This window comes from Anatilimnocola floriformis, assembly GCF_024256385.1.
Taxonomy (GTDB): domain Bacteria; phylum Planctomycetota; class Planctomycetia; order Pirellulales; family Pirellulaceae; genus Anatilimnocola; species Anatilimnocola floriformis.
Genome location: NZ_JAMLFW010000002.1, coordinates 1,041,421 through 1,062,028 on the forward strand (window position 1 = coordinate 1,041,421; position 20,608 = coordinate 1,062,028).

The 20,608-nt window shown below is 59.3% G+C and carries 17 protein-coding genes; 7 read left to right on the forward strand and 10 right to left on the reverse strand.

Annotated elements, in window-relative coordinates:
• Positions 1–112 precede the first annotated feature (112 nt).
• Positions 113–1,867: a cytochrome c peroxidase gene (locus M9Q49_RS28700; RefSeq protein ID WP_254512740.1), complete on the forward strand. Its 1,755-nt coding sequence runs from the start codon at positions 113–115 to the stop codon at positions 1,865–1,867.
• 24 nt (positions 1,868–1,891) lie between these two features.
• Here the strand turns inward: M9Q49_RS28700 and M9Q49_RS28705 are convergent, their stop codons facing one another.
• Both M9Q49_RS28705 and M9Q49_RS28710 read right to left on the reverse strand, forming a co-directional pair.
• Entirely contained in the window at positions 1,892–2,113 is a 222-nt protein-coding gene (locus M9Q49_RS28705; protein ID WP_254512741.1) for a hypothetical protein, read from the reverse strand.
• Between the two features lie 100 nt (positions 2,114–2,213).
• A complete protein-coding gene (locus M9Q49_RS28710; RefSeq protein WP_254512742.1) occupies positions 2,214–2,654 on the reverse strand; it encodes a hypothetical protein in 441 nt (146 codons plus the stop codon).
• Positions 2,655–2,801: 147 nt separating this feature from the next.
• On the opposite strand from M9Q49_RS28710, the gene M9Q49_RS35850 reads away from it, so the two are divergent.
• Both M9Q49_RS35850 and M9Q49_RS28720 read left to right on the forward strand, forming a co-directional pair.
• Positions 2,802–3,785, forward strand: coding sequence for a cytochrome c (locus tag M9Q49_RS35850; RefSeq protein WP_254512743.1), 984 nt, complete (start codon positions 2,802–2,804; stop codon positions 3,783–3,785).
• A complete protein-coding gene (locus tag M9Q49_RS28720; protein ID WP_254512744.1) occupies positions 3,782–4,273 on the forward strand; it encodes a hypothetical protein in 492 nt (163 codons plus the stop codon). Before M9Q49_RS35850 ends, M9Q49_RS28720 begins: the two co-directional genes overlap by 4 nt.
• On the opposite strand, the gene M9Q49_RS28725 is transcribed toward M9Q49_RS28720, so the two are convergent.
• From M9Q49_RS28725 to M9Q49_RS28750, 6 genes are all read right to left on the reverse strand, one after another.
• Positions 4,274–4,996: a hypothetical protein gene (locus M9Q49_RS28725; protein WP_254512745.1), complete on the reverse strand. Its 723-nt coding sequence runs from the start codon at positions 4,994–4,996 to the stop codon at positions 4,274–4,276.
• Positions 4,993–5,859: a sialidase family protein gene (locus tag M9Q49_RS28730; RefSeq protein WP_254512746.1), complete on the reverse strand. Its 867-nt coding sequence runs from the start codon at positions 5,857–5,859 to the stop codon at positions 4,993–4,995. The genes M9Q49_RS28725 and M9Q49_RS28730 overlap by 4 nt, the downstream gene beginning before the upstream one ends.
• Positions 5,860–5,900: 41 nt before the next feature.
• Positions 5,901–7,355 carry a DUF1552 domain-containing protein gene (locus tag M9Q49_RS28735; RefSeq protein WP_254512747.1) on the reverse strand — a complete coding sequence of 485 codons (1,455 nt, stop codon included), beginning with the start codon at positions 7,353–7,355 and terminating at the stop codon, positions 5,901–5,903.
• A gap of 18 nt (positions 7,356–7,373) precedes the next feature.
• Entirely contained in the window at positions 7,374–9,344 is a 1,971-nt protein-coding gene (locus M9Q49_RS28740) for a DUF1592 domain-containing protein (RefSeq protein ID WP_254512748.1), read from the reverse strand.
• Positions 9,345–9,414: 70 nt separating this feature from the next.
• A complete protein-coding gene (solA, locus tag M9Q49_RS28745; RefSeq protein ID WP_254512749.1) occupies positions 9,415–10,557 on the reverse strand; it encodes an N-methyl-L-tryptophan oxidase in 1,143 nt (380 codons plus the stop codon).
• Between the two features lie 30 nt (positions 10,558–10,587).
• Positions 10,588–12,123, reverse strand: coding sequence for a hypothetical protein (locus tag M9Q49_RS28750; RefSeq protein WP_254512750.1), 1,536 nt, complete (start codon positions 12,121–12,123; stop codon positions 10,588–10,590).
• Positions 12,124–12,727: 604 nt separating this feature from the next.
• On the opposite strand from M9Q49_RS28750, the gene M9Q49_RS28755 reads away from it, so the two are divergent.
• The 4 genes from M9Q49_RS28755 to M9Q49_RS28770 all read left to right on the forward strand — a co-directional run bounded on the left by M9Q49_RS28755 (position 12,728) and on the right by M9Q49_RS28770 (position 18,354).
• The gene (locus M9Q49_RS28755) at positions 12,728–14,287 is read left to right on the forward strand and encodes a NupC/NupG family nucleoside CNT transporter (protein ID WP_254512751.1); all 1,560 of its coding nucleotides are present in this window, start codon (positions 12,728–12,730) and stop codon (positions 14,285–14,287) included.
• A gap of 157 nt (positions 14,288–14,444) precedes the next feature.
• A complete protein-coding gene (locus M9Q49_RS28760; RefSeq protein ID WP_254512752.1) occupies positions 14,445–15,320 on the forward strand; it encodes a GyrI-like domain-containing protein in 876 nt (291 codons plus the stop codon).
• A gap of 361 nt (positions 15,321–15,681) precedes the next feature.
• Positions 15,682–17,274 carry an efflux transporter outer membrane subunit gene (locus M9Q49_RS28765; RefSeq protein ID WP_254513635.1) on the forward strand — a complete coding sequence of 531 codons (1,593 nt, stop codon included), beginning with the start codon at positions 15,682–15,684 and terminating at the stop codon, positions 17,272–17,274.
• 630 nt (positions 17,275–17,904) lie between these two features.
• A complete protein-coding gene (locus M9Q49_RS28770; RefSeq protein ID WP_254512753.1) occupies positions 17,905–18,354 on the forward strand; it encodes a hypothetical protein in 450 nt (149 codons plus the stop codon).
• Between the two features lie 21 nt (positions 18,355–18,375).
• Here the strand turns inward: M9Q49_RS28770 and M9Q49_RS28775 are convergent, their stop codons facing one another.
• Complete coding sequence (locus tag M9Q49_RS28775; protein WP_254512754.1) at positions 18,376–19,686, reverse strand: glutamine synthetase beta-grasp domain-containing protein; 1,311 nt, start codon at positions 19,684–19,686, stop codon at positions 18,376–18,378.
• A gap of 2 nt (positions 19,687–19,688) precedes the next feature.
• Complete coding sequence (locus M9Q49_RS28780; RefSeq protein WP_254512755.1) at positions 19,689–20,417, reverse strand: hypothetical protein; 729 nt, start codon at positions 20,415–20,417, stop codon at positions 19,689–19,691.
• Between the last annotated feature and the right edge of the window lie 191 nt (positions 20,418–20,608).

Genomic DNA, 20,608 nt, shown 5'->3' on the forward strand with positions numbered 1-20,608 from the left:
CTGGCGATATTCCTGCATTGCCTTCCTGAATGCCCCCTGCGATTCGAGTTGTCGCGATCGCATGGCTGTGCCAGACTGAAGGCTCCGATTCTCCCCGCCTGGATTTCCCGCCATGAAACGCTATTGCCTGCTGTTCGTTGGTTTGCTGATGGGGCTATTGGCGGGCAAAATCTTCGCTGCCGATGACGCGCCGCAACTGGCGACAAAACTCCGCCGGCCGATCGCGCTAACTAGCGACCAGGCCGGTGATTGGTGGTATGTCGCCAATCGCGACAGCGGTTCGATTTCAGTGCTTACTTCGGCTGGCAAATTGCGGGGTGAAACCACTGTCGGCAAAAAACTGTCGGACTTTATCGCGGATGGCGGCGATCTGTTTCTCGCGACGGATGAGCAAGCTCATCAGCTGTTGGTTCTGCAGATCAACGGCGAGAAGGTCAGCGTTCGGCAGCGACTGGGAGTCAGTCCTTATCCCGTCGGCGTGACGGTTTGGGACAATGGCAAACTGGCGGCCGTCACATCGCTCTGGTCGCGGCGTGTTTCGTTTCTTGATTTCAATGCAACAGCCGATGCGCCAGCGAAGATCGCCCAGGTTCTCGACCTCCCCTTCGCGCCGCGCAAGCTCATTCACCTGCCGCAGCAGGGCAAGCTGATTGTCGCCGATTCGTTCAAAGGGCAGCTCGCAGTCATCGAGCCGAACAAGCACACGATCGAAGCCGTCCGGCAATTCCCCGGCCACAATATTCGCGGCCTGGGCATCAGCGCGAATGGCGAGATGCTGCTGGTGTCGCATCAGATGCTGAATGAACTGGCCCACACGATTCGCAACGACGTGCACTGGGGCCTGCTGATGTCGAACGATCTCCGCTGGCTGAAGATCGAGTCGGTTCTCGCCGGCGGCCGCGAGACGTACTTCGGCTCGCACATGCATCCGCTGGGCGAAGCCGGCCAAGGTGGCGGTGATCCGGGCGGACTTGATGTTTCGCCGACAGGCACGGTGGTGGTGACCATGTCCGGCGCGGGGCAAATCTCCGTCGGCAAGGAAGACGACTTTTCGCTGTATCGAATCGATGTCGGGCAACGGCCCGTGGCGGTAAAGTTTTCGCGCGATGGCAAAAGCGTTTGGGTCGTCGATCAATTTGCCGACTCGCTCGTGCGCGTCGATCTCGTTGCCAACGAAGTGGCCGAAAAGATTTCGCTCGGACCAGCGCCGAAACTGACGCTCGCGCAGCAAGGTGAAGTTCTCTTTCACGATTCGCGACTCGCTCACGACGACTGGATGAGTTGTCACAGTTGTCACAGCGATGGCCATGCCAACGGCCAGATGAACGACAACTTCAGCGACAAATCGTTCGGTGCGCCCAAGCGAGTGTTGTCGCTTCTCTCGCAAAAAGACACGGCCCCTTACGCCTGGAACGGCGAGGCTAGCGAGCTCTTGCAGCAGATCCGCAGCTCGCTCGAAAACACGATGCAGCACGACGATGAAGTTCCCGATGCCGATGTGAAAGCGCTCGCGGCGTATGTGGAAACGCTGGAATTGCCGCCGTCGGTCGACGCACTGCGTGGCACGAGCGATCCCGCCGCGATCGCTCGCGGCAAAGCCGTTTTTGAAAACCACGACTGCTCCCGCTGCCACGCCGCGCCGACGTTTACCACGCCGAAGACCTACGACGTGGGGCTGACCGACAAGCAAGGCAACAAGCTCTTCAACCCGCCGAGCCTCCGCGGCGTGAGCCATCGTGGCCCGTTCTTCCACAACAACCGCGCAGCCACGCTGGAGGAGGTCTTCCTCAAGCATCAGCATCCGGGGAATGCGAAATACAGCGCGGAAGAAATCGCGGATCTAGTGAAGTACCTGAAGAGCTTATAGGCACACTCGCGCCAGCGGGCCCATTCACCTTGGTAGATGAACCGCGAAGTGATGCAATTCAACTTGCCGTTTGACCGCTTCGCGAGCACCCTGCGTGTCGTTGCGCGGTTCAGCATTGTGCGACTTGCCGCAGAGCGGGCAGTACCATTCGCCCCAATACCCGATCCGGCCAATCATCAGGCGAATTGCGTAAGTAACATTGCCTAAAGCGACTTGATAACTATCTTGCTGAATTGGCTTTGACATCGCGCGACCTTCCCACCGACGAGTCGGTTTTGCCCTGTCGAAATCGCCGCTACTTGCGCGCCGCTAGCGAGAACGCAGCTGGAAGGAAATTCCCCAGTCATTACAAGCGCGAATAGACAGCGAGCTCCGTGGCCAATACTGCCGTGAACGCGAACCAGTGCCATAGCAAGAATCGGTAGCGCAGAAAGGGACCGACGGCAAATGGCAGCAACAACGTGATCGCAAACGGAAGGGGAATCCACAGCGTGTGGCGAAAGCGCGCCAGGGTGTAGTCACTCCTTGCATAGCGGAACCGGCCCACGTAGCACCGACTGGGAAATTGCCTGGAAACCTCCGCGTGCACTCCGACTGGAAAGGCAGGACTTGGCGGCCGTAGAAAAAGATAGCGAAGCGTTCCGTCTTGAATATCAACGATGCCACTTCCCTGGGCGAACGGGTACGCTACCCAGACAACTCCCAACTGACTCACCAACCACATCACGAAAAGGATGCAGCAGCTAATCGCCGGTAGATACTTCGCACTATTGAAGACCGTCTTCATGACGTCGATCTTACATCCCGCTAGTATCCCATACCTTTGTGATCTGAAACCGGCCAACCTCGTTGCTCACCGGCGAGTTTGCGGCTCATTCCGAGCACCGTTAGAATATCGAGGTTCTTCGGGCTCTTCTCTACTCTGGACGCGATCGTGACAAAGCTCGTTCCCCTTGGCTTACTCTTGGCGATTCTCTGCGGCTGCAATTCGGCGCCGCCGCCAACTCCTGCCGCTCCTGCGCCGCCGGTTGCGCCTGCTGCAGTCACTCCTGCGCCAGCCAAGATCGAAAAGCTCACGGCCAAGCATCTGCCCAATCCGGTGCGGGTGCATGAGAAGGTGATCTCGGGCGGATTGCCCGAAGGGGACGCGGCGTTTGCCGAATTGAAAGAGCTGGGCATCAAAACAGTGATCAGCGTCGATGGTGCCAAGCCCGATGTGACGCTGGCCGAAAAATATGGCATGCGGTATGTCCATCTGCCGCACAGTTACGACGGCGTGCCGGAGAAAACAGCGCAGGAGCTGGCGAAAGCGGTTCGGGATCTTCCTGGTCCGATCTACATACATTGCCATCACGGCAAACATCGCAGCCCAGCCGCCTCGGCCGTCGCCTGCGTTGGCGCGGGGATGATCACTCATGACGATGCTGCCGCGCTCTTGAAAGTCGCCGGCACCAGCGAAGCCTATCGCGGCTTGTTTCAATCGGCCGAGAGTGCGCAAGCGCTCGATAAAGCGTTGCTCGACAATCTACAAGCCGAGTTCCCCGCCACGGCGAAGATCCCGGCGATGGCGCAGCACATGATCGAGGTTGAGCATGTTCATGATCGCCTGAAAGCCATCGAAAAAGCCGGCTGGAAAACTCCTGCCGACATGCCTGCACTGGTCCCCGAGCATGAAGCGCTGCTCCTCCGTGAAGCATTCACCGAATTGCTCCGCACCAAGGAAGTCATGGAGAAACCAGCGAAGTTTCAAGAGCTGACCAAGGAAGCAGAAGCTCTCTGCCTGCAACTCGAAGAGCTGCTGAAGAAAAACCCGGACGCGGCGGATGCTTCCAAACTATTCACCGCCGTGAGCAACAACTGCAAAGCTTGTCACACCGCATTTCGCGATATTCCGCTGAAAGAAAAGGGAATCAAATGAACCGTTTCCATCTGCTGCTAACCACGGCCTGCCTCGCGCTGTTGCCTGCCTTCGCTTGCGCTCAAGAAGCAAAACCCAAGCCGACCAAGGACGAGCTCGTCAAACAACTCGAACAACTGCTGACCGGCGCGAAGATGACCGGCACCTTCACGGTCGTCGGCAAAGCCGACAAGCCTCCAGCCGCGGAAGAATACTCGGTCGTCAGCGCCCAACGCATCGACGGCGACACCTGGCTGCTCAAAGCCCGCATCAAGTACGGCAAGACCGACACGACATTGCCCGTGCCGCTCGAAATTCAATGGGCAGGCGAAACGCCGATCATCACCATGACCGACATGTCGATCCCCGGCCTGGGCGACAGCTTCAGCACCCGCGTAGTGATCTACGACGGCATGTACGCGGGCACCTGGGCCCACGGCAAAGTGAAAGGCCACATGTTCGGCACGATCACAAAGGGTGACGAGAAGAAAGACGAAAAGAAGGAATAGTCACTGCACGAAGCGAATCAAGAACGGCAGCGCAGTCGTGTAGATCAAATAACCCGCCACCACGATCACGCCGATCCAGTGCACATTGTCGCGACGCACGCCCTGCCGCAGATCGGCAACGGCCAAGACGAGCAGCGCGAGGCCATATCCCCAGCCGAGCAGCTGCCGCAGCAGGTTGACCGCCACCAAGAACTGAAAGTCCAACCGCAATAGCAGCATCATGAAGATGGCCAAGGCATTGGCGGCCACGCCGATCGCAAACAAGATTCGCCAGCGATCGCGCGTGGCAATCGAGGCCGCGATATTCAAGATCATCGCGAATGCGAGCGCAACAAAGTTCACGCCGACGTAAAAACTCGAGCCGGGCAGTCCTGTCAGCGAGATGAAGGTCATCATCCGCATGAGCAGCGTCGCCACGCTGGTAAAACCAAACGCCAGCAGCAACCAATGCCCCGGCTGCGATGGAAACGGCGGCCCCTCGGTGTACCACCGCCAGAGCATCAGCACCCAAGCCGACAACCCCACGGCAACGAGCGGCGACACCACAAACGCCATCAGCAGCGGAAAGCTGCCGAGTTCACCATTCGACGGCTGACTCGTCGCCCGATCGTAGCCGAGCAGCGCCGCAGTTACCGCCGTCCACAAGAGCAACAAGCCGATGCTCAGCCGTTCTTCATGCGGCTGCTTCAGTCGCTGGTCGATCGGCGAGAACGGGTCGCTCATGATTTGAGCAGGCCGAATGCTACCGATTCGATGTGCTGTTCCGCCTGAAAGACTTCGTCCCAAGTCACTGCATCGGTGGATCGCAAAATTCGGCCCCGCCAGTTGGAACCCAGGAATTGCCCCTCGCCGAAGACCGCAATCAGCGGCGCGTTCTTATTCGGAATCCGTTCCCACGCGAGGCCGTCGGGCGAAAGATACGTCGCCCCCTGACCGACCGCGACAAACCGCTCGCCGGTCCAAACCACCGAGTTGATGTGCTCCCCTTCTTCACCGACGAGGCGCTCCGACCACGCCACGCCGTCTTCGCTGCTCATCCGCAGGCCGTGCAAACCCACGCCCACAAATCGGCCGTTCCCAAACGTGACATCGATCAGCGTATCGATGGCCTTCACTTTTTCGGCGTCGATCCATTCCTTCGTGTCTTTCGTCATCGCCCGCCGGCCGCGATCGCCAACGGCGACGTAGCGATCGTTCCCCCAACAAATCCGCCGCAGCATGTTCTTGCCGCCGATCGGCTGCGCATCGCTCCAGGTCATGCCGTCGGTCGAAGTCATCAGAAACGGATTGGAAATGCCCACCGCGCCGGGATCGCCACCCAAACCCATGAACTGTCCGTTGCCAAAACCCAGGCCGCGCAAGTACTGCACATACTTCGCCTCGCGCTTGCCGGTCTTCCAAGTCGCACCATCCGTTGTCGCCGCGAGAATGTTGTCGCCGCCATACGAACCGACCGCAGCGAACACCCCATTTCCAAAACAAACCGCGCGATAGGTTTCCCCTTCTTTGCCCGTCTGCAGGTTCGTCCATTCCTTGCCATCAACAGAAGACAAGCGGAGACCGCGATGACCAACAGCAACAAACATTTCCCGCCCTCTCTCTCTCTGCGTCCTCTGCGTCTCTGTGGTTAAACAAACCCCGGCAGCCGCCCATCGAGCGAACCCGCAAACCGCGACGTATGGCTATCCCCAAACGTCGTCGTCGGCACGCCGAGCAAATTCAATAGCTCGACATACAGATTCGCCATCGGCGCCTTCTTCTCAAAGGCCAAATGCCGCCCAGTCGCCAGCTTGCCGCCAGCCCGGCCCGCGATCACCACCGGATAATCGTCGCGCCCGTGCCCGCCGTCGGCCATGTACGAGGTGTAAAGGAGCGCACAGTTATCAAGCAGCGTGCTGCCCCCTTCATCGATGTTCGCCAGCTTCTGCACCGTCTCGGCAAAGAGCATCGTGTACCAGGCATGAATCTGCCGCAGAGCCTCGCGAGCGATCGGGTCGGCATCTTCAGGCCGGCCTGCGTTGCCTTGATGCTCGAGCGTATGGCAGTGACGTTCGTAACCGACCGTCACCACGCCGGGGAACATGCTTTCGTCGCTGCCAGCCGCGACGGTCGCCACGCGCGTCGTATCGGTTTGAAAACCAAGCACCAGCATGTCGGCAATCAACCGAATGTAATCGGCATGCCGCGACGGATCTTGTTCCGTCGGCCGCGTGATCTCCCAAATCGGAGTGCCGTGCTTCGGCAACGATTCGGGCAGCACCAATTTCGACTTGCTGGGACTCGCCAGATCGAGCAAGTCCTGCCGCTGCCGTTCTTCTGTTGCGGCGATTCGCTTTTCCACGGAGTGAACCGACTCGAGATACTGATCGAGCTTCTGCTGATCTCCCTTGCCGAGGACGCGACGCAAATCGTTCGCTTGCGAGAGCACCAGATCGAGCACGCTGCGGTCGAGCGAATCGCTGCTCGGCTTCTCGGGCGCTTTCGTCGCGCTCGCCTCAGCCCGCCGTTGCCAGTTGGGCGCAACCGGCGTGCGGCCGCGGAACATCCGATCGAAAATGAGTCGCGGATTTCCTTCGTAGGGAACCACCGACTCGCGCGAGCGGAACGAGTAGTTCTTCTCACCACCGTTGAGACCGATCTCGAGCGACGGCAGAAGCGTATCCTTGCCGATCACCGCCGCTGCCGCTTGATCGACGGAAATGCCAGCGTACAGTTTGCCACCTTCCTTCTTCACGCTGCTCGCGCCAGTCAGGTGGGTGAGCGAGCAATGCTCGTGAGCGTTCAGGTTTTCTGAGCGCCCGGCATGGCAGAGGCCGCTGACGATATTGATCTGATCCTTGGCAAATTCGAGCGGCCTGAGAATCGACGGCAGTTTTTCAATCGTCCCCGCTGCCGCCGGCTTCCACGACTCCACCACCGTGCCGCCGGTGACCGTAAAAATTCCCAGCCGCTGCGGCGGTTTGGCGACGGCAGCTCCTTGCGCGATCCGCGTGGGAAACAGCGTCTCGAAAAACGGCAGGGCCAACAGGGCGCCACTCGCGCGAAGCAGACTGCGGCGGGAAATTTGAGGTTTGGAATTCATAGCAACTCGGTTAGCGAATCAGTTCGCGGCACGCCGGTGTTGGAACGGATAACTCTTCACGATCTGCAGCACCAGCGACAAAAAGCGGTGCTGGTCGACCTTCAATTGTGCGGTGATTTGCCGAACGGGGCAATCGTCAAAATCCTCGAGTTCCCTGCCGAGCGCGTATGTCAGCAACTGTTCGCTCAGGTTCCGCACGAAATCATCTTGGCGGGCGAGGATCACTTTTTTCAGATCGGCGGCGCCGTTCAACTTCTCGCCGGTCGGCAGTTCGCCGCTGACGTCGATCGGCTGATCGCCAACCTTGTCGCGCCAACGGCCGACGGCGTTGAAGTTGTCGAGCGCAAAGCCCAGCGGATCCATCTTTTGATGGCAAGCCGCGCACGCTGTGTCGTGCGCATGTTGGGCGAGTTTCTCGCGAAAGGTTTGCACATCTTTCTTACGCTTGTCGGTCTCTTCCTTGATCTGACTGACGTTCGCCGGCGGTGGTGGCGGCGGCGTGCCGAAGATCACTTCCAGAATCCATTTGCCGCGCATCGTGGGGCTGGTGCGCGACGTGTGCGAAGTCACCGCGAGAATGCTCCCCATGCCGAGCAAGCCGCCGCGCGGATCGCCGGCAGGAAGTTGCACGCGCTGCAACTCCTTCCCTTTTACTTCGGCCAGACCGTAATACTTCGCCAGTTCTTCGTTGGCAAATGTGTAGTCGGCGTTCAGCAGTTCGAGCAGGCTGCGATCATCGCGGCGGAGCGTATCGAAAAATGTCGTCGTCTCGTCGAACATCGCCTGGCGGATGTTGCTGTTGAACTCCGGAAAAAACTCCGTACTTGGTCGCGCGACAGGCAGCTTATGAATCTGCAGCCAATGGACCGCGAAGTTGTCGGTCAGCGACCGGGCTCGTTTATCGGCGAGCATGCGCCGGACTTGCTGTTCTTGAACTTCCGGCTTCGATAGTTCACCACTCTCAGCCAGCCCCAGCAATTCGTCATCCGGCATGCTCGACCAGAGAAAATAGGACAACCGCGTGGCCAGTTGTACGTCGCTCACCCGCACGATGCCCTTCGCGGTCGCGTCATCCTGTTCGATCCGAAACAAAAACTTCGGCGAAACGAGAACGGCCTTCAGCATCACGCGCACGGATTCACCGTAGCTCTTTTGCTGCGTTGTGGCTCGATCGAAGATGGCCAGCAAGCGATCCACATCGGCTGGGGTTTGTTGGCCACGATAAGCGCGGCGAACTAGCGGCGTGATGAGCGCGCGGGCTGCGTCGCGCGGCTCGCTCCCCATCGGCGGCGCGACTTCGTAATCACTCTTCCGCCAGGTTCCTGGCTTGAGCGAAAAGAGTTGCTCGCGACTCACGCGGGCTTGATCGATGATCCTGCCATCGACTGATGAGCTCAATTCCACTCCGTACAACCGATCAAGCAGTTGATCGGCAGCGGCAAAGTACTTTTCCAAGAGCGCCGGCGGCATATCGAGCGCGGCGGCGAGATTGCCAAAGCTGTTGCCTTCGCTCACGTCGTTCGCAATGCCGACCGATGCCGCGTCAAACTCTACGCCGAGCAGATCACGCACCGTGCGGTTGTATTCCGAGAGCGTCAGCCGCCGCACTAGCGCGGGACCAGGATCTTGATTGGCGGGGTCGTTGCAATCGACGGTCTCGATTGCCCTCTTCATCCAGGCCAGCAACTTCTCTTTTTCCGCTGCAGTCAGCTGCGGTTCGTCGACGGGGGGCATCGCGCCGGCTTCGAGTTGCGCGACCACTTTCCGCCACAGCTTCCGCTGCCGCGCTGCCGATTTGTCGTCGGTGATCGTGGCGAAGTTGACGTTCGCCGATTTTTCATCTGGGCCGTGACACTTCACGCAGCGCGAGCGCACGATCGGCTGAATGTCGGTCGTGAAAACCGGTTCGGCGGCGCTGGCGAACGAGCAGGCAGCGCACACGGCCAGACAGAGGACGGAGATAGGGAAGCACACGATGCGGAACGACACAGAAACTGTCTCGGCGGGAAGTTGGCGGGAATGCCTCAGTATAGCCACTGTTCCCGGCGTTTGCTCTTATTCAGCGACTGCGGAGTGCCTGACGACTGGCCGAAAGAAAGTCCACTGGCAGCGACGTCGCGCCGCTGAGCGTCCAATCGGCGAGGACCTGGCCGAGGACTCCCGTGAACTTAAAGCCATGGCCCGAGAGACCGGCGGCGAAGCAAACGTTGGCATGCTCCGGATGGCGGTCGACGATGAAGTGCTCATCGGGCGACATCGTGTAGAAGCACACGCTGCGGCTGTGAAATTGCGGCGCGACTCCCGGCAGAAAGTCGCGAACAAACTCGGTCACCCGCTGCTGATCGCGCTCATCGGCCAGACGCGGATCCGACAATGGATCGGCCACTCGTTCGCCGCCGGAGTGCTCACCGCACTTCAACCCATCTGCGTTGATGCTGGGCAAGCCGTAAAAGCAGCCGTGCGGCAGATCGTAGAGGAAGGTCGGTGCACCGGCGCTGGCTTGATGCTCTGGCCGCGGCGCGGCGAACCAATAGAGATGTTTCCGCAGCACACGCAACGACAACTGCGGACAACCGAGCAACTCCGGCGACCATGCGCCGGCGGTAACGATCAGCCTGGCCGCGTGAAAGTCGCCCTGGTTGGTATGCACTGTCACTGCACCCGGTTTCGCATCCCAGCCATGAACCGTCACGCCGCTGAGAAGCTCCGCGCCGGCGGTCATGGCAGCCAGGCAATGGGCGCGCACGCAGGCTTCCACATGCAGCAGACCGGCCCGCGGTTCAAAGACGGCGGTCAACGCTTCGGGAACATGAAAGCCAGGGAAGCGCCGGTTCGATTCAGCGGCAGAAAGCGTTTCTACGGGCAGCTGATGGAGCGCCGCTGCATGCAGCACACCCGAAATCACCGCGCCGTCGTCAGGGCCGATTTGCAGCAGGCCCACTTGCTCGAATAGTTGCTGACCGACTGTTTGTTCCAACTCGGCCCACAACTCGTAGGCGCGGAGCAGCAGTGGCACGTAGTCGGCATGCTCAAAGTAAGCCTGCCGAATGATCCGCGTTTGGCCGTGGGAGCTGCCGCGGTCGTGGCCTGGAGGAAAGCGATCCAATCCCAAGACCGCGGCGCCCCGCTGACTCAGTTGCCAACAGGCGGCGCTACCTACGCCGCCCGTGCCTAAGACAATGCAGTCGTAATGCTGCTTCACACAAACTCGGCTTCAATCGCTGGGAGTGTGTTATTTAAACGGATCGTCAACCGGAGCCATCGGCATGGGAACGCCCATCGGATTGGCGGCTGGCGGACCAAAGCCCGGCACGCCCGAAGGACCAGCGGCAGGCGGAGCAACACCGCCACCAGCAGGAGCAGCAGCGCCGCCCGGACCACGCTTCTTGAACTCGTTCTTGGCTGCATTCGTGCCAAGCTCGACTTTCCGTTCTTCCGGCTTGTAGCCCATCATCGACATCAGCTTCTGAACGTTGATGGTCTCGGTACCGTACTTGTTCACTTCGCCGAGCATGAAGTTGTATTCGGCCAGCACGCGAGTGCCCGACCGTTCGTTCGGCTTTTCGCCCAGCACCAGGTAACGGGTGTTGACGTTGATGCTGCCCGTGCGAGTGCCGTCGTCTTGCAGTTCGGCATCGATGATGCCACCGCTCATCTTGATAACGTTGCGGATCATTTCGCGATCGCTCACGCTGTCCTTATTGATATCCATAAAGCCAACCAGAGCGAAGTGAACTTCCACGCCCGGCGACCAGGCCGGCGTGAAGATCACGTCGTTCTGCAGAATGGGATTGGCTGGCTTGTCTTCCAGAATCCGGCATTCTGCCAAGTGATCGCCAACGATGCGGACCACTTCCAAACGGGCCTTGGGTTCGGCTTGAGCGACGCCGTTTTCATCGTGGTTGAACACGCTGAAGGTCGTCTGCCGTTGCAAACCATCTTTTTGACCCAGGTTGATCCACACCAGACGCTGGGCTTGGTTGACCAGAGTCACGCGGCCATCGGGAGATTCAAAACGATTGACCGTCGAGTTGTTGAAATCGAGAACCTTCTTCTTCATCGTTTCGGCGAGACCTTGCATCGTGGTCAGCTGGCCGGAGATGGTCGCGATGGTCTTTTGCGATTCTTCGCGTTCCTTCTTCAGCAGTTGGTCTTTCACCGTCAACTGACCGGCGACGCGGTCTTTTTCTGCCAAGGCGGCAGCGCGGTCCGTGGTGTAGGTCGCGGTTTGATCTCTGAGATCGGTCTCGGCTTTGGCCTTGGCGTCTTCGGCCACTTTGGTGACGGCGACTTGTGAGGCCAGATCTTGCACGCTCTTGGCCTGCACGCGGCGGGTCTCGGCTTCGGAATCGACCTGGGCGAACTGCTTGTTCGTGATAATGCCCAGCAGGTAGTTCGGCAGCACGACGTAATTGCTGGCTCCTTGTTCGCCCACTTGAGCAGCGTACATAGCCATGTCGGTGTCGAACTTGGCGAGGATTTCGTCCACGGCTGGATCACCGGCAACCGGCTTGGCCGACATCACGGTCGGACGATCGATGTTGCCGTAGCCGATGACGAACTTCAGCGCTTGGTTTTGATAGAAAACCGCGGCCCGTTCCTTTTCCTTAGCGGTGGTGGCGGCTTGGGCGGTCGCTACGTCCTTCTTGGCCGTTTCGGCTTGGGCGTAGAAGACATAGGTGGTAACCGCGAGAACGATGGTGAGGACCGCGAAGATAATGACCGCGATCTGCAAACCCTGACTTTCACGTGACGATGCTGCTGCCATTCTCGGTTCCTCCCCACCCTGTAGAAAAGTTCGCACCCCTGACCCATTCGGACCGGCTGCGGCGAGTTATTCCCGCGGCCGAAAAAGGGGTGCGACGAAAGGGCGTCCAATTCAGTCTAGATACGGGGTGGTGGAGAGTCAACGAAATCTGGCAGGTTGTGTCTAGGGGTTGGGAACTGGGGACTGGGGAAACGGCAAAAGGAGTTTCGCTCTGCCTGCGGAACTCCCGCGCGGTGGAGTGACCAGCAATTTTGGAACAACCCACCCCCCCCTTTCATACCCCAGAATATAACAGGTGATGCAAATAATCATTTCATCCACAAGTCGTTGCCAAACCAGACTTAAGAACAAAAACTGACAGCAGTATCGTGTCTTCCATATCACACTTTATCACCATCACCACTCAGCCAAATAAAGACACGCCGGCTCGGACAACTTTGGTCCGGCACAAATCCGCGATACTCCCTGACTCCTGGCCCCTACCTCCCGCCTCCCGCCTCCCGCCTCCCGCCTCCCGCCTCTCGCCTCCCGCCTCTCCCTCACTTACTATTGCTGCTATCACATTCCGGTCCTCTCCGACTCGGGTTTGCGCAAAGGGTGTTCCGTGGACAGGCTGATCAGCTTTCTCGGTCTTGCTGTGATGATCCTGCTGGCCTGGCTGATGAGCAACCACAAGGGGAAGTTCCCTTGGCGGATGGTGCTGTTTGGCGTCGGCCTGCAATTCGCGCTGGCTTTCATCACCATCAAGACCATTCCCGGCCAGTTGTTCTTCGGCGCGATCGGCGACTTCTTTACCAAGCTGCTGGAGTTCACCGACAAGGGAAGCTCGTTCGTCTTCGGCGCGAGTTTCAAGGACCACTTCTTCGCCTTCAAGGTGCTGCCGACGATCGTCTTCTTCTCCTGCCTCATGACGATGCTCTACTACATCGGCGCGATGCAGTGGATGGTCAAGGTCATGGCCTTCGTCATGCAAAAGACGCTGGGCACGAGCGGCGCCGAAACGCTGTCGGCCAGTGCGAACATTTTCCTGGGACAGACCGAAGCGCCGCTCGTCATCAAGCCCTACCTGGCAACCATGACGCAATCGGAACTCAACGCTGTGATGGTCAGCGGTTTCGCCGGAGTGAGCGGCGGAGTGCTCGCGGCGTTTGTCAGTTATGGCATTGATGCTGGGCACTTGGTAACTGCCTCGGTGATTTCTGCGCCGGCCAGTTTGCTGCTGGCGAAAGTCATGCTGCCGGAAACCGAAAAGCCCGCGACGCTCGGCGTCGATCGCATCGAACCGCCGCCGGTCGGCGCCAACTTGCTCGAAGCAGCCGCCATCGGCGCGAGTGATGGTTTGAAACTCGCCCTCAATGTCGCTGCGATGCTCATCGCCTTTCTCGCGCTCATCGCGCTGCTCGATTGGTGTGTGCAGATGACAGGCGATGGCGTGGCAGCCGTCACTGGCTGGCAGGACGCCGCCGATTGGTCGATGGAAAAAGCGCTCGGGGCTCTCTTCGCACCGCTGGCCTGGGTGATGGGCATCGAATGGAGCGACTCCGGCAAAGGTGGCCAGCTGCTGGGCTTGAAGACCTTTGCCAATGAGTTCTTGGCATACACGCAACTGGGAGAGTGGATTGCCGCCGACAAAGCCACGCTCACCGAGATTCTGAAATCGGCCGGCAAACTGGCAGCCGATGCTGATCCGGAGACCATCAAAGAAGCGTTGAAGCACTGGATGCAAGTCGACCGCAGCGCCATCGATGAACTCGTCTCCCAAACCCGCGATCACAATTGGATCTTTCATAGCCGCGAGACACTCACGGCCGTCCTGCAAGTCGCTGGCGAGTTGAAAGACAAAGCCGATCCCACGACCGTCGATGCCGCACTGAAGCAATGGATGGCAGCCGATCAGACGGCGCTCGACGAACTGCTGCGGCAAGCGCAACACCAAGGCTATCAAATCCATTTCACGCGGATGGTGCAACCGCGCAGCGTCACCATTCTCACCTACGCTCTCTGCGGTTTCTCGAACTTCAGTTCCATCGGCATTCAGATCGGCGGCCTCGGCGCGATGGCCCCGGAACGGCAAGGTGACTTTGCCCGCCTGGGTTTGAAAGCCATGCTCTGCGGCGCGCTCGCCACCTGCATGACCGCATGCGTGGCAGGGATCTTGATCTAATCAAAACGCCACCGGGCTCCCGCCGCCGAGCCGCGGCGGTCGAATGCAGTCGCCGTTTCCCTTTGTGAATCCACCTTTACGGCTCGGCAGGAGCCTCGCCCGCCCGAAGGCAAAGATTAACGTACCCGGCACAACTTACGACGAAGCGGAGAATCCCATGAAAGTCATGGTCATTGTCAAAGCTACCAAGGATTCCGAAGCCGGAGTCATGCCCGGCGAGGAGTTGCTCACCGCGATGGGCAACTACAACGAGGAACTGGTGCGGGCCGGCGTGATGCTCGCCGGCGAGGGTTTGCACCCGAGTTCCAAGGGGGCCCGTGTCCGCTTTGCGGGGAAGAATCGCAGCGTGATCGATGGGCCGTTTGCCGAGACCAAAGAGCTGATCGCCGGCTTTTGGTTGTGGCAGGTGAAGTCGCTGGAGGAAGCTATCGAATGGGTCAAGCGCTGCCCCAATCCGCATTACGAAGACTGCGAACTCGAGATCCGGCAAGTCTTTGCCGCCGAAGATTTTGGCGCAGAGTTTACGCCCGCCCTGCGCGAGCAAGAAGCGGCGCTGCGGGCCAAGACGCTCGGCCTTGAAATGCCGCGGTTCGAAGATGGCAAGGAATTGCTCATCGCGGGATTAAACGAGCGGTATACGTTCGAGACCCGCGTCAACATTCCGGCGCAGTGGGGCCGGTTTTGTGAATATCTCGGCAAGGTGCCGGGACAAGTCGGACAGATGTCTTATGGCGTGAGTTGGAACTGCGAACCGAAGGCCGGATTCGATTATCTCGCGGGCGTCGAGGTGAGCGATACGTCGCAACTGCCGGCCGGCTTCAGCTATGTGAAGATCGCGGCGCAGCGTTATGCGGTGTTCGTGCATCTGCTGCACGTTTCGAAGTTGCCGGAAACCATCGACACGATCTGGCGCAAGTGGGTTCCCGACTGCGGCCTGGCAACCGGTGAGGATTGTATCGAGCGTTACACGGCAGAATTCAATCCAGCGACCGGTCTGGGTGGCATGGAGATCTGGATTCCGCTCAAGAGCTAATCGCGGCGAATTCCGCGCATGCCGTCCGTGACGATTGTACGGGCGCGGTGCTAGTAGTGAATCTCCCACTGATTGCGACAGTTTGGCCGAAAAACGCTGCAGAAAACGTGCGGGGGGTGCGGGACGTTCCGGTCGTACCGCCTTTGCGATCAGCGTTTTTTCCGCACCCACGTTACATGCGTTCTAACCAGCGCGCGGGGCCCTGCTCTGGCCGATAACTCGGGAACAACCGTTCCGTGAGGCAGTAGCAGAGCATCCGATGTTACTCATACGACAGCGCTTAATATTCACGATTCTTACGATCCTCTTGGCAGGAGCATCCGGCAGTCTAACGGGCTGCCGGACCGCACCCTTGGAGTACGTGAAGAACGGCTTCAAGGTCGGCCCGAACTACCAGACGCCCGGCGCGCCGGTAGAGTCGTTGTGGATCGACGACAAGAACAAACAGCTGGCCAGTTACCAGGAACCCTATTGGGATTGGTGGCGGGTCTTTCAAGATCCGTACCTGGAGATGCTGATTCAGGATGCCCACCGGCAGAACCTGACGCTCCGCCAGGCCGGCTTCCGCATTGAAGAAGCTCGCGCTCGGCGGGCCGTTCAATTCGGCAACCTGTTCCCGCAGCAACAATCGCTGTACGGCTCTTACAGCCGCCGTCAGATCAGTAAAGAAACCGGCATTACGGCGGGTGGTGGTGGCGGTTTGCCAGGCGCCAAGCGGGCCTTCGACGTGTACACCGCGGGTGGCCAGTTTGCCTGGGAACTCGACTTCTGGGGCCGGTTCCGCCGCGCGGTCATTCAAGCCGATGCGCAGCTTGATTCGACCGTCGAAGACTACGACGATGTGCTCGTGATCCTCCTCGGCGATGTGGCGCAAGCCTATGTCGACATCCGTGTCACACAGCAGCGCATTCGTTTTGCCGAAGCCAACGTCCGTTCGCAGACCGTCACCTACGACAAGGAAGTGATCCGTGCCAACGGCGGTTTGAGCAGCCCGCTCGACGTCGCTCAAGCCCGTACCAACCTCGCCCAAACCGAAGCCAATGTTCCGCAGCTGAAGACCGATCTCCGCCGCGCTCAAAACCGCCTCTGCATTTTGATGGGTATGCCGCCAGCGGATCTCGATCAGATGCTCGGCAGTGAACTGTCGATTCCCGGAGCGCCGGCGAAAGTCGCGGTCGGTATTCCCGCCGATCTCATTCGCCGCCGTCCCGATGTCCGTCGTGCCGAACGCCTGGCCGCGGCTCAGAGCGAACGCATCGGTATCACCGAAGCGGCCATGTACCCGGCCTTCACGATCAACGGCAACTTGTTCGTGCAAGCCAATCAGCTCAACAACCTGTTCGTCCCCACGGCGACCGCAGGCAACGTCGGCCCGTCGTTCAACTGGAACCTGCTCAACTACGGCCGGATCTGGAACACGACCAACGCCGAAGAAGCCCTGTTCCTGCAACTCGTCACCGCTTATCAGGTGGAAGTGCTCAACGCTCAGCGTGAATCGGAAGATGCGATCACCGGGTTCTTGAACGCCGAAGAGCAGAGCCGCATTCTGCGAATCGGTGTCGACAATGCCGTCATCGCCCGCGACCTCACCGCTCGGTTGTACCTGGAAGGCCGCGAACGTTACGACCGGTTGTTCATCGCTGAATTGTTCCTCACGCAGCAACAAGATTCGCTCGCGCTGGCCGAAGGGGCCGTCGCCGCGAACCTGGTCGACCTCTTCCGCTCGCTCGGTGGCGGTTGGCAAATTCGGCTCAACGGCGCCGACGGCGTGAACACGCAGCCAATGATGGACATTCCGCGAGACCAACTGGCCCCGATGCCGCAACGCTTGCGACCCGTGGAAGTGATTCCGGAAAACCTGCCGCGGGGCAACGCCGCCCCAGGTGGACCAATGCCCGCTGGCCCGATGCCCGGCAATGCACCCGGCAACGTGCCAATGCCGCCGCCGAACTAGGAATCGATCCCGCCGTGGATCACCAACATCAACCCCGGGTCGCTGCACGAGCGGCGCACCCGGGGCCTGCAACGTATGCCGGATCGATCATCAACGAGGATGAGCAATGCAGATTCATAACCGCTGGCTCCAAACAACGCTGCTACTGCTCGTGGCGAGCACACCTATCATCGCTCGCGCGGCAGAACCAACTCCAGCAAACGCAGCTGCCCCAACCGCGCCGGCCACCTCGTGCGGTTGGTTTCCCTTCTTTTGCCAAACCGCGCCCTACTGCTGCAAGCCGGCGCCCTGTTCGCCGCCGTGCGACTATCCGAAGGTCTGTGCACCTTACTGCAGCAAACCCTGCCCCTGCCCGCCGAGCCCTTGCCAGCACTGGTATCCCAACTGCTACTGCTCGAAGCCGCCGGTCTGCAACTTTCCGGGCGATCCCTGCCCGCCGTGTGATGCGAAATGCAAGCGTTGAACCGTCGCGAGCGATCTGACGTATAACAGGCCTGATGCAAACAGAGGTGAAGCAGCGAACATCGGCAGGTGACTGTGCGCGCAATCAAGACTTCGATACTGGCGGCCATATTTCTGGTGTTATCGCAAACGTGCGTTCACGCGATTGGTCCGCCGGATCTCGGAGAAGTGAACTCGGTTAACAAGCGGGCCTGGGATAGCTTGATTGCAATCACCGGCGTAGTCACCAAGGTCGAACCCGGCGAAAGCACTTGGGTTATCGCCGGCCTCAAGCCCCAATCTCTGTTGAGTGGTTCCTTTGATCCCGGCACGTGCTCGAGTATGCGGATTGCCTATCGGCAATCCATCATTACCATCTATCCCGATTTAAAAATTGGCGACGAGATCATAGTCGTCTGCTTTCGTAAGCGTGCAGACACCAGCGTTGACGACGCCGATGCCTTACCAGAAAACGCGGAATACGGCGTCATCTGGGCCAACGTCGATTTGGCCAAAACTCGCTTTATGGGGCTTGAAATAATCAGCGGTCCCGATCGCGAAATCGATGTCGACGCCCGCCGTGAGCGCGTGAAGCTGCTGCAGGAAAAGATCCGCGAGATTCGAGCATTCAAGAAGTAGGTTGCCGGCTAACAGCAGCACTCAGCAATCAAAGTACTGGCTGAATTCCAACGGATGAGGCCGGAGCCGCAGCGGTTGAATTTCCGTGCGCCGTTTTTGCTCGATCCAGGTCTGCAGCACTTCGGGTGTGAAGACATCGTCGCGGAGCAGAAACTCCTGATCGTCTTCGAGGGCGGAGAGCGCGTCGTCGAGCGTGGCGGGAATGGCTTGCTCGGATGAGCGCGAACCGTTGCGCTGTTCCTCGAGCGGTTGACCGGGATGCAACTTCAATTGAATGCCGTCGATCGCGGCGAGTACGATGGCGGCGAAAGCGAGATACGGATTGCAGCTGGGATCGGGCGTGCGAAACGCAACCCGCCGGCTCTTGGGACTCGCGTTGTAAACCGGAATGCGGCACGTTGCCGTGCGGTTCTGCTGCGAGTAACCCCACTTCGCTTCGCCGGCGCTGCCGGGGGCGAGCCGTTTGTAACTGTTCGTGGTTGGATTGCACAGCGCGAGCAGCGCCGGGGCATGCCGCAGCACGCCGCCGATCGCATACAGGCCGATTTCGCTCAGACCCGCATAGCCATGGCCGGCGAAGATCGATTGCTCTTTCTTCCAGAATGAAAAATGCGTGTGCAGTCCGCAGCCGGGTCCTTCGCCCAGCGGTTGCGGCATGAAGGTCGCTCGCTTGTTGCGGCGGCGAGCCACCTGGCGAACGATGTGCTTGTACGTCAGCAGCGCATCGGCTGTCGCCACAATCGGCTGACGAGCCAGGCCGATGGCCGTGGGATGCCAAGGCGAACTGGCTTGCAGCTCACCTTCCACCGGCAAGCCGGCTTCGCTCAGCGCTTGCAGAATTTCGCTATGCAGTTCGGCCTGATTGGTCGCGCTGCTAACCTGACAACTCGAAGCCGTTGCCGTGTTCGCAAAGCTGGCTTCATCGAAGACAAAAAACTGGGCCTTCGCGCCGATCGACGCGGCATCGGCAAAACCGGTGCTGCGCAGATAATTTTCGGCCCGCTGGGCGATCTGCCGCGGATCGCGGGCGAATGGTTCGCGCGTGAGCGGGTCCTGCAAGTTGCACAGAATGGCCAGAGTGGGAATCGCCGCCGTGGGATCGAGATAAGCCGTGTCGGGCTGCGGCAGCGCGATCAAATCGCTGGCTTTCGCCGTCGGCCCGCCCCACAGCTGACTGCCATCGAAGCCGATTCCTTCTTCGAACAGATCTTCATCCAGCCGGCTAACCGGCACGCTGATCTGAGTCCAACGACCAGCCAAATCGGCGAGCCGCAGATCGACGACCCGGACTTCCTTTTCACGGCAGAGAGCGAGAATTTCACGGGGAGTCACTATCAGCTCGCAGTCAGTTGTTGTTTGTAGATTCGCGGCATGCCTTGCAAGGCTGCCTGGTAAGTTGCTTCTAGGGGAACGTTCACGTATCGACCACGTTCCAAAAACAGCGGCATGTCGATGAGCTCATCACCGATGGCAGCCGGCTGAATGTAGGCTTTGAGCGGTGCATCAGATTCGTAAGCAACGAGCGTCAGTCGCTTGTCGGCCGGAGCCTGATATTCGCTGCCGTCAAACGTGTTGATGATCGCGCCGTGAATGCCTTGCGGGTCGCGCTTGGTTGGTTTGTGCGGATCAACGATTAGAACGGAAACGCCAATTTCAAAATAGTTATGCAGACGCGACAAAAGCACATCAAACTCGAACTGACTTGACTTATTGCCAGGCGACAAGATTTCTATCGCCGCAATCAATTGATCGCTTTCCGTCAGATGGATTCCCAGCGTGCGTCGGCGCCGAACATAGTGCTCAGTGGATTTCGCGGCAGTTGAAAAATCATCGACTTGGGAAATCACACTGTCGCCACGCCATTCATTGGCGATCTGAGCCGTAACCGCAAGCGAAGGCTCTTCTTCGGCCTGCATGATCATTGCGTAGCAATCGTTGGAGAGCAGACCATTATTCAATGCGCACTGTATCTGCGCAACCCAGCCCATGTGAAAGCTGTGAAATACCCCTTCGCTGACGCGCGACCAATCATGAACCGGCATGCAAATCTCGCCTTTTTGCATGAGGAAAGTCCACTCGCGGCACTAGCCCCTCACCCCAACCCTCTCCCCGGAGTACCGAGGCGAGGAGGAGTCCATCATACCTTCAGCTCGACACTGAAAATCAAACATCCAAACAACACGAGCGGAAGGCCTATTAAAAGGACCTTCCGCTCGTGATTTGTTAGGTGGAATCCGTTCCGAATCGGCAGGCG

Excerpts from the sequence above, each read along its gene's own strand:
- M9Q49_RS28700 (WP_254512740.1), top strand. The coding sequence starts at position 113 with ATGAAACGCTATTGCCTGCTGTTCGTTGGTTTGCTGATGGGGCTATTG.
- M9Q49_RS28705 (WP_254512741.1), bottom strand. The coding sequence starts at position 2,113 with ATGTCAAAGCCAATTCAGCAAGATAGTTATCAAGTCGCTTTAGGCAAT.
- M9Q49_RS28710 (WP_254512742.1), bottom strand. The coding sequence starts at position 2,654 with ATGAAGACGGTCTTCAATAGTGCGAAGTATCTACCGGCGATTAGCTGC.
- M9Q49_RS28720 (WP_254512744.1), top strand. The coding sequence starts at position 3,782 with ATGAACCGTTTCCATCTGCTGCTAACCACGGCCTGCCTCGCGCTGTTG.
- M9Q49_RS28725 (WP_254512745.1), bottom strand. The coding sequence starts at position 4,996 with ATGAGCGACCCGTTCTCGCCGATCGACCAGCGACTGAAGCAGCCGCAT.
- M9Q49_RS28730 (WP_254512746.1), bottom strand. The coding sequence starts at position 5,859 with ATGTTTGTTGCTGTTGGTCATCGCGGTCTCCGCTTGTCTTCTGTTGAT.
- M9Q49_RS28735 (WP_254512747.1), bottom strand. The coding sequence starts at position 7,355 with ATGAATTCCAAACCTCAAATTTCCCGCCGCAGTCTGCTTCGCGCGAGT.
- M9Q49_RS28750 (WP_254512750.1), bottom strand. The coding sequence starts at position 12,123 with ATGGCAGCAGCATCGTCACGTGAAAGTCAGGGTTTGCAGATCGCGGTC.
- M9Q49_RS28760 (WP_254512752.1), top strand. The coding sequence starts at position 14,445 with ATGAAAGTCATGGTCATTGTCAAAGCTACCAAGGATTCCGAAGCCGGA.
- M9Q49_RS28780 (WP_254512755.1), bottom strand. The coding sequence starts at position 20,417 with ATGCAAAAAGGCGAGATTTGCATGCCGGTTCATGATTGGTCGCGCGTC.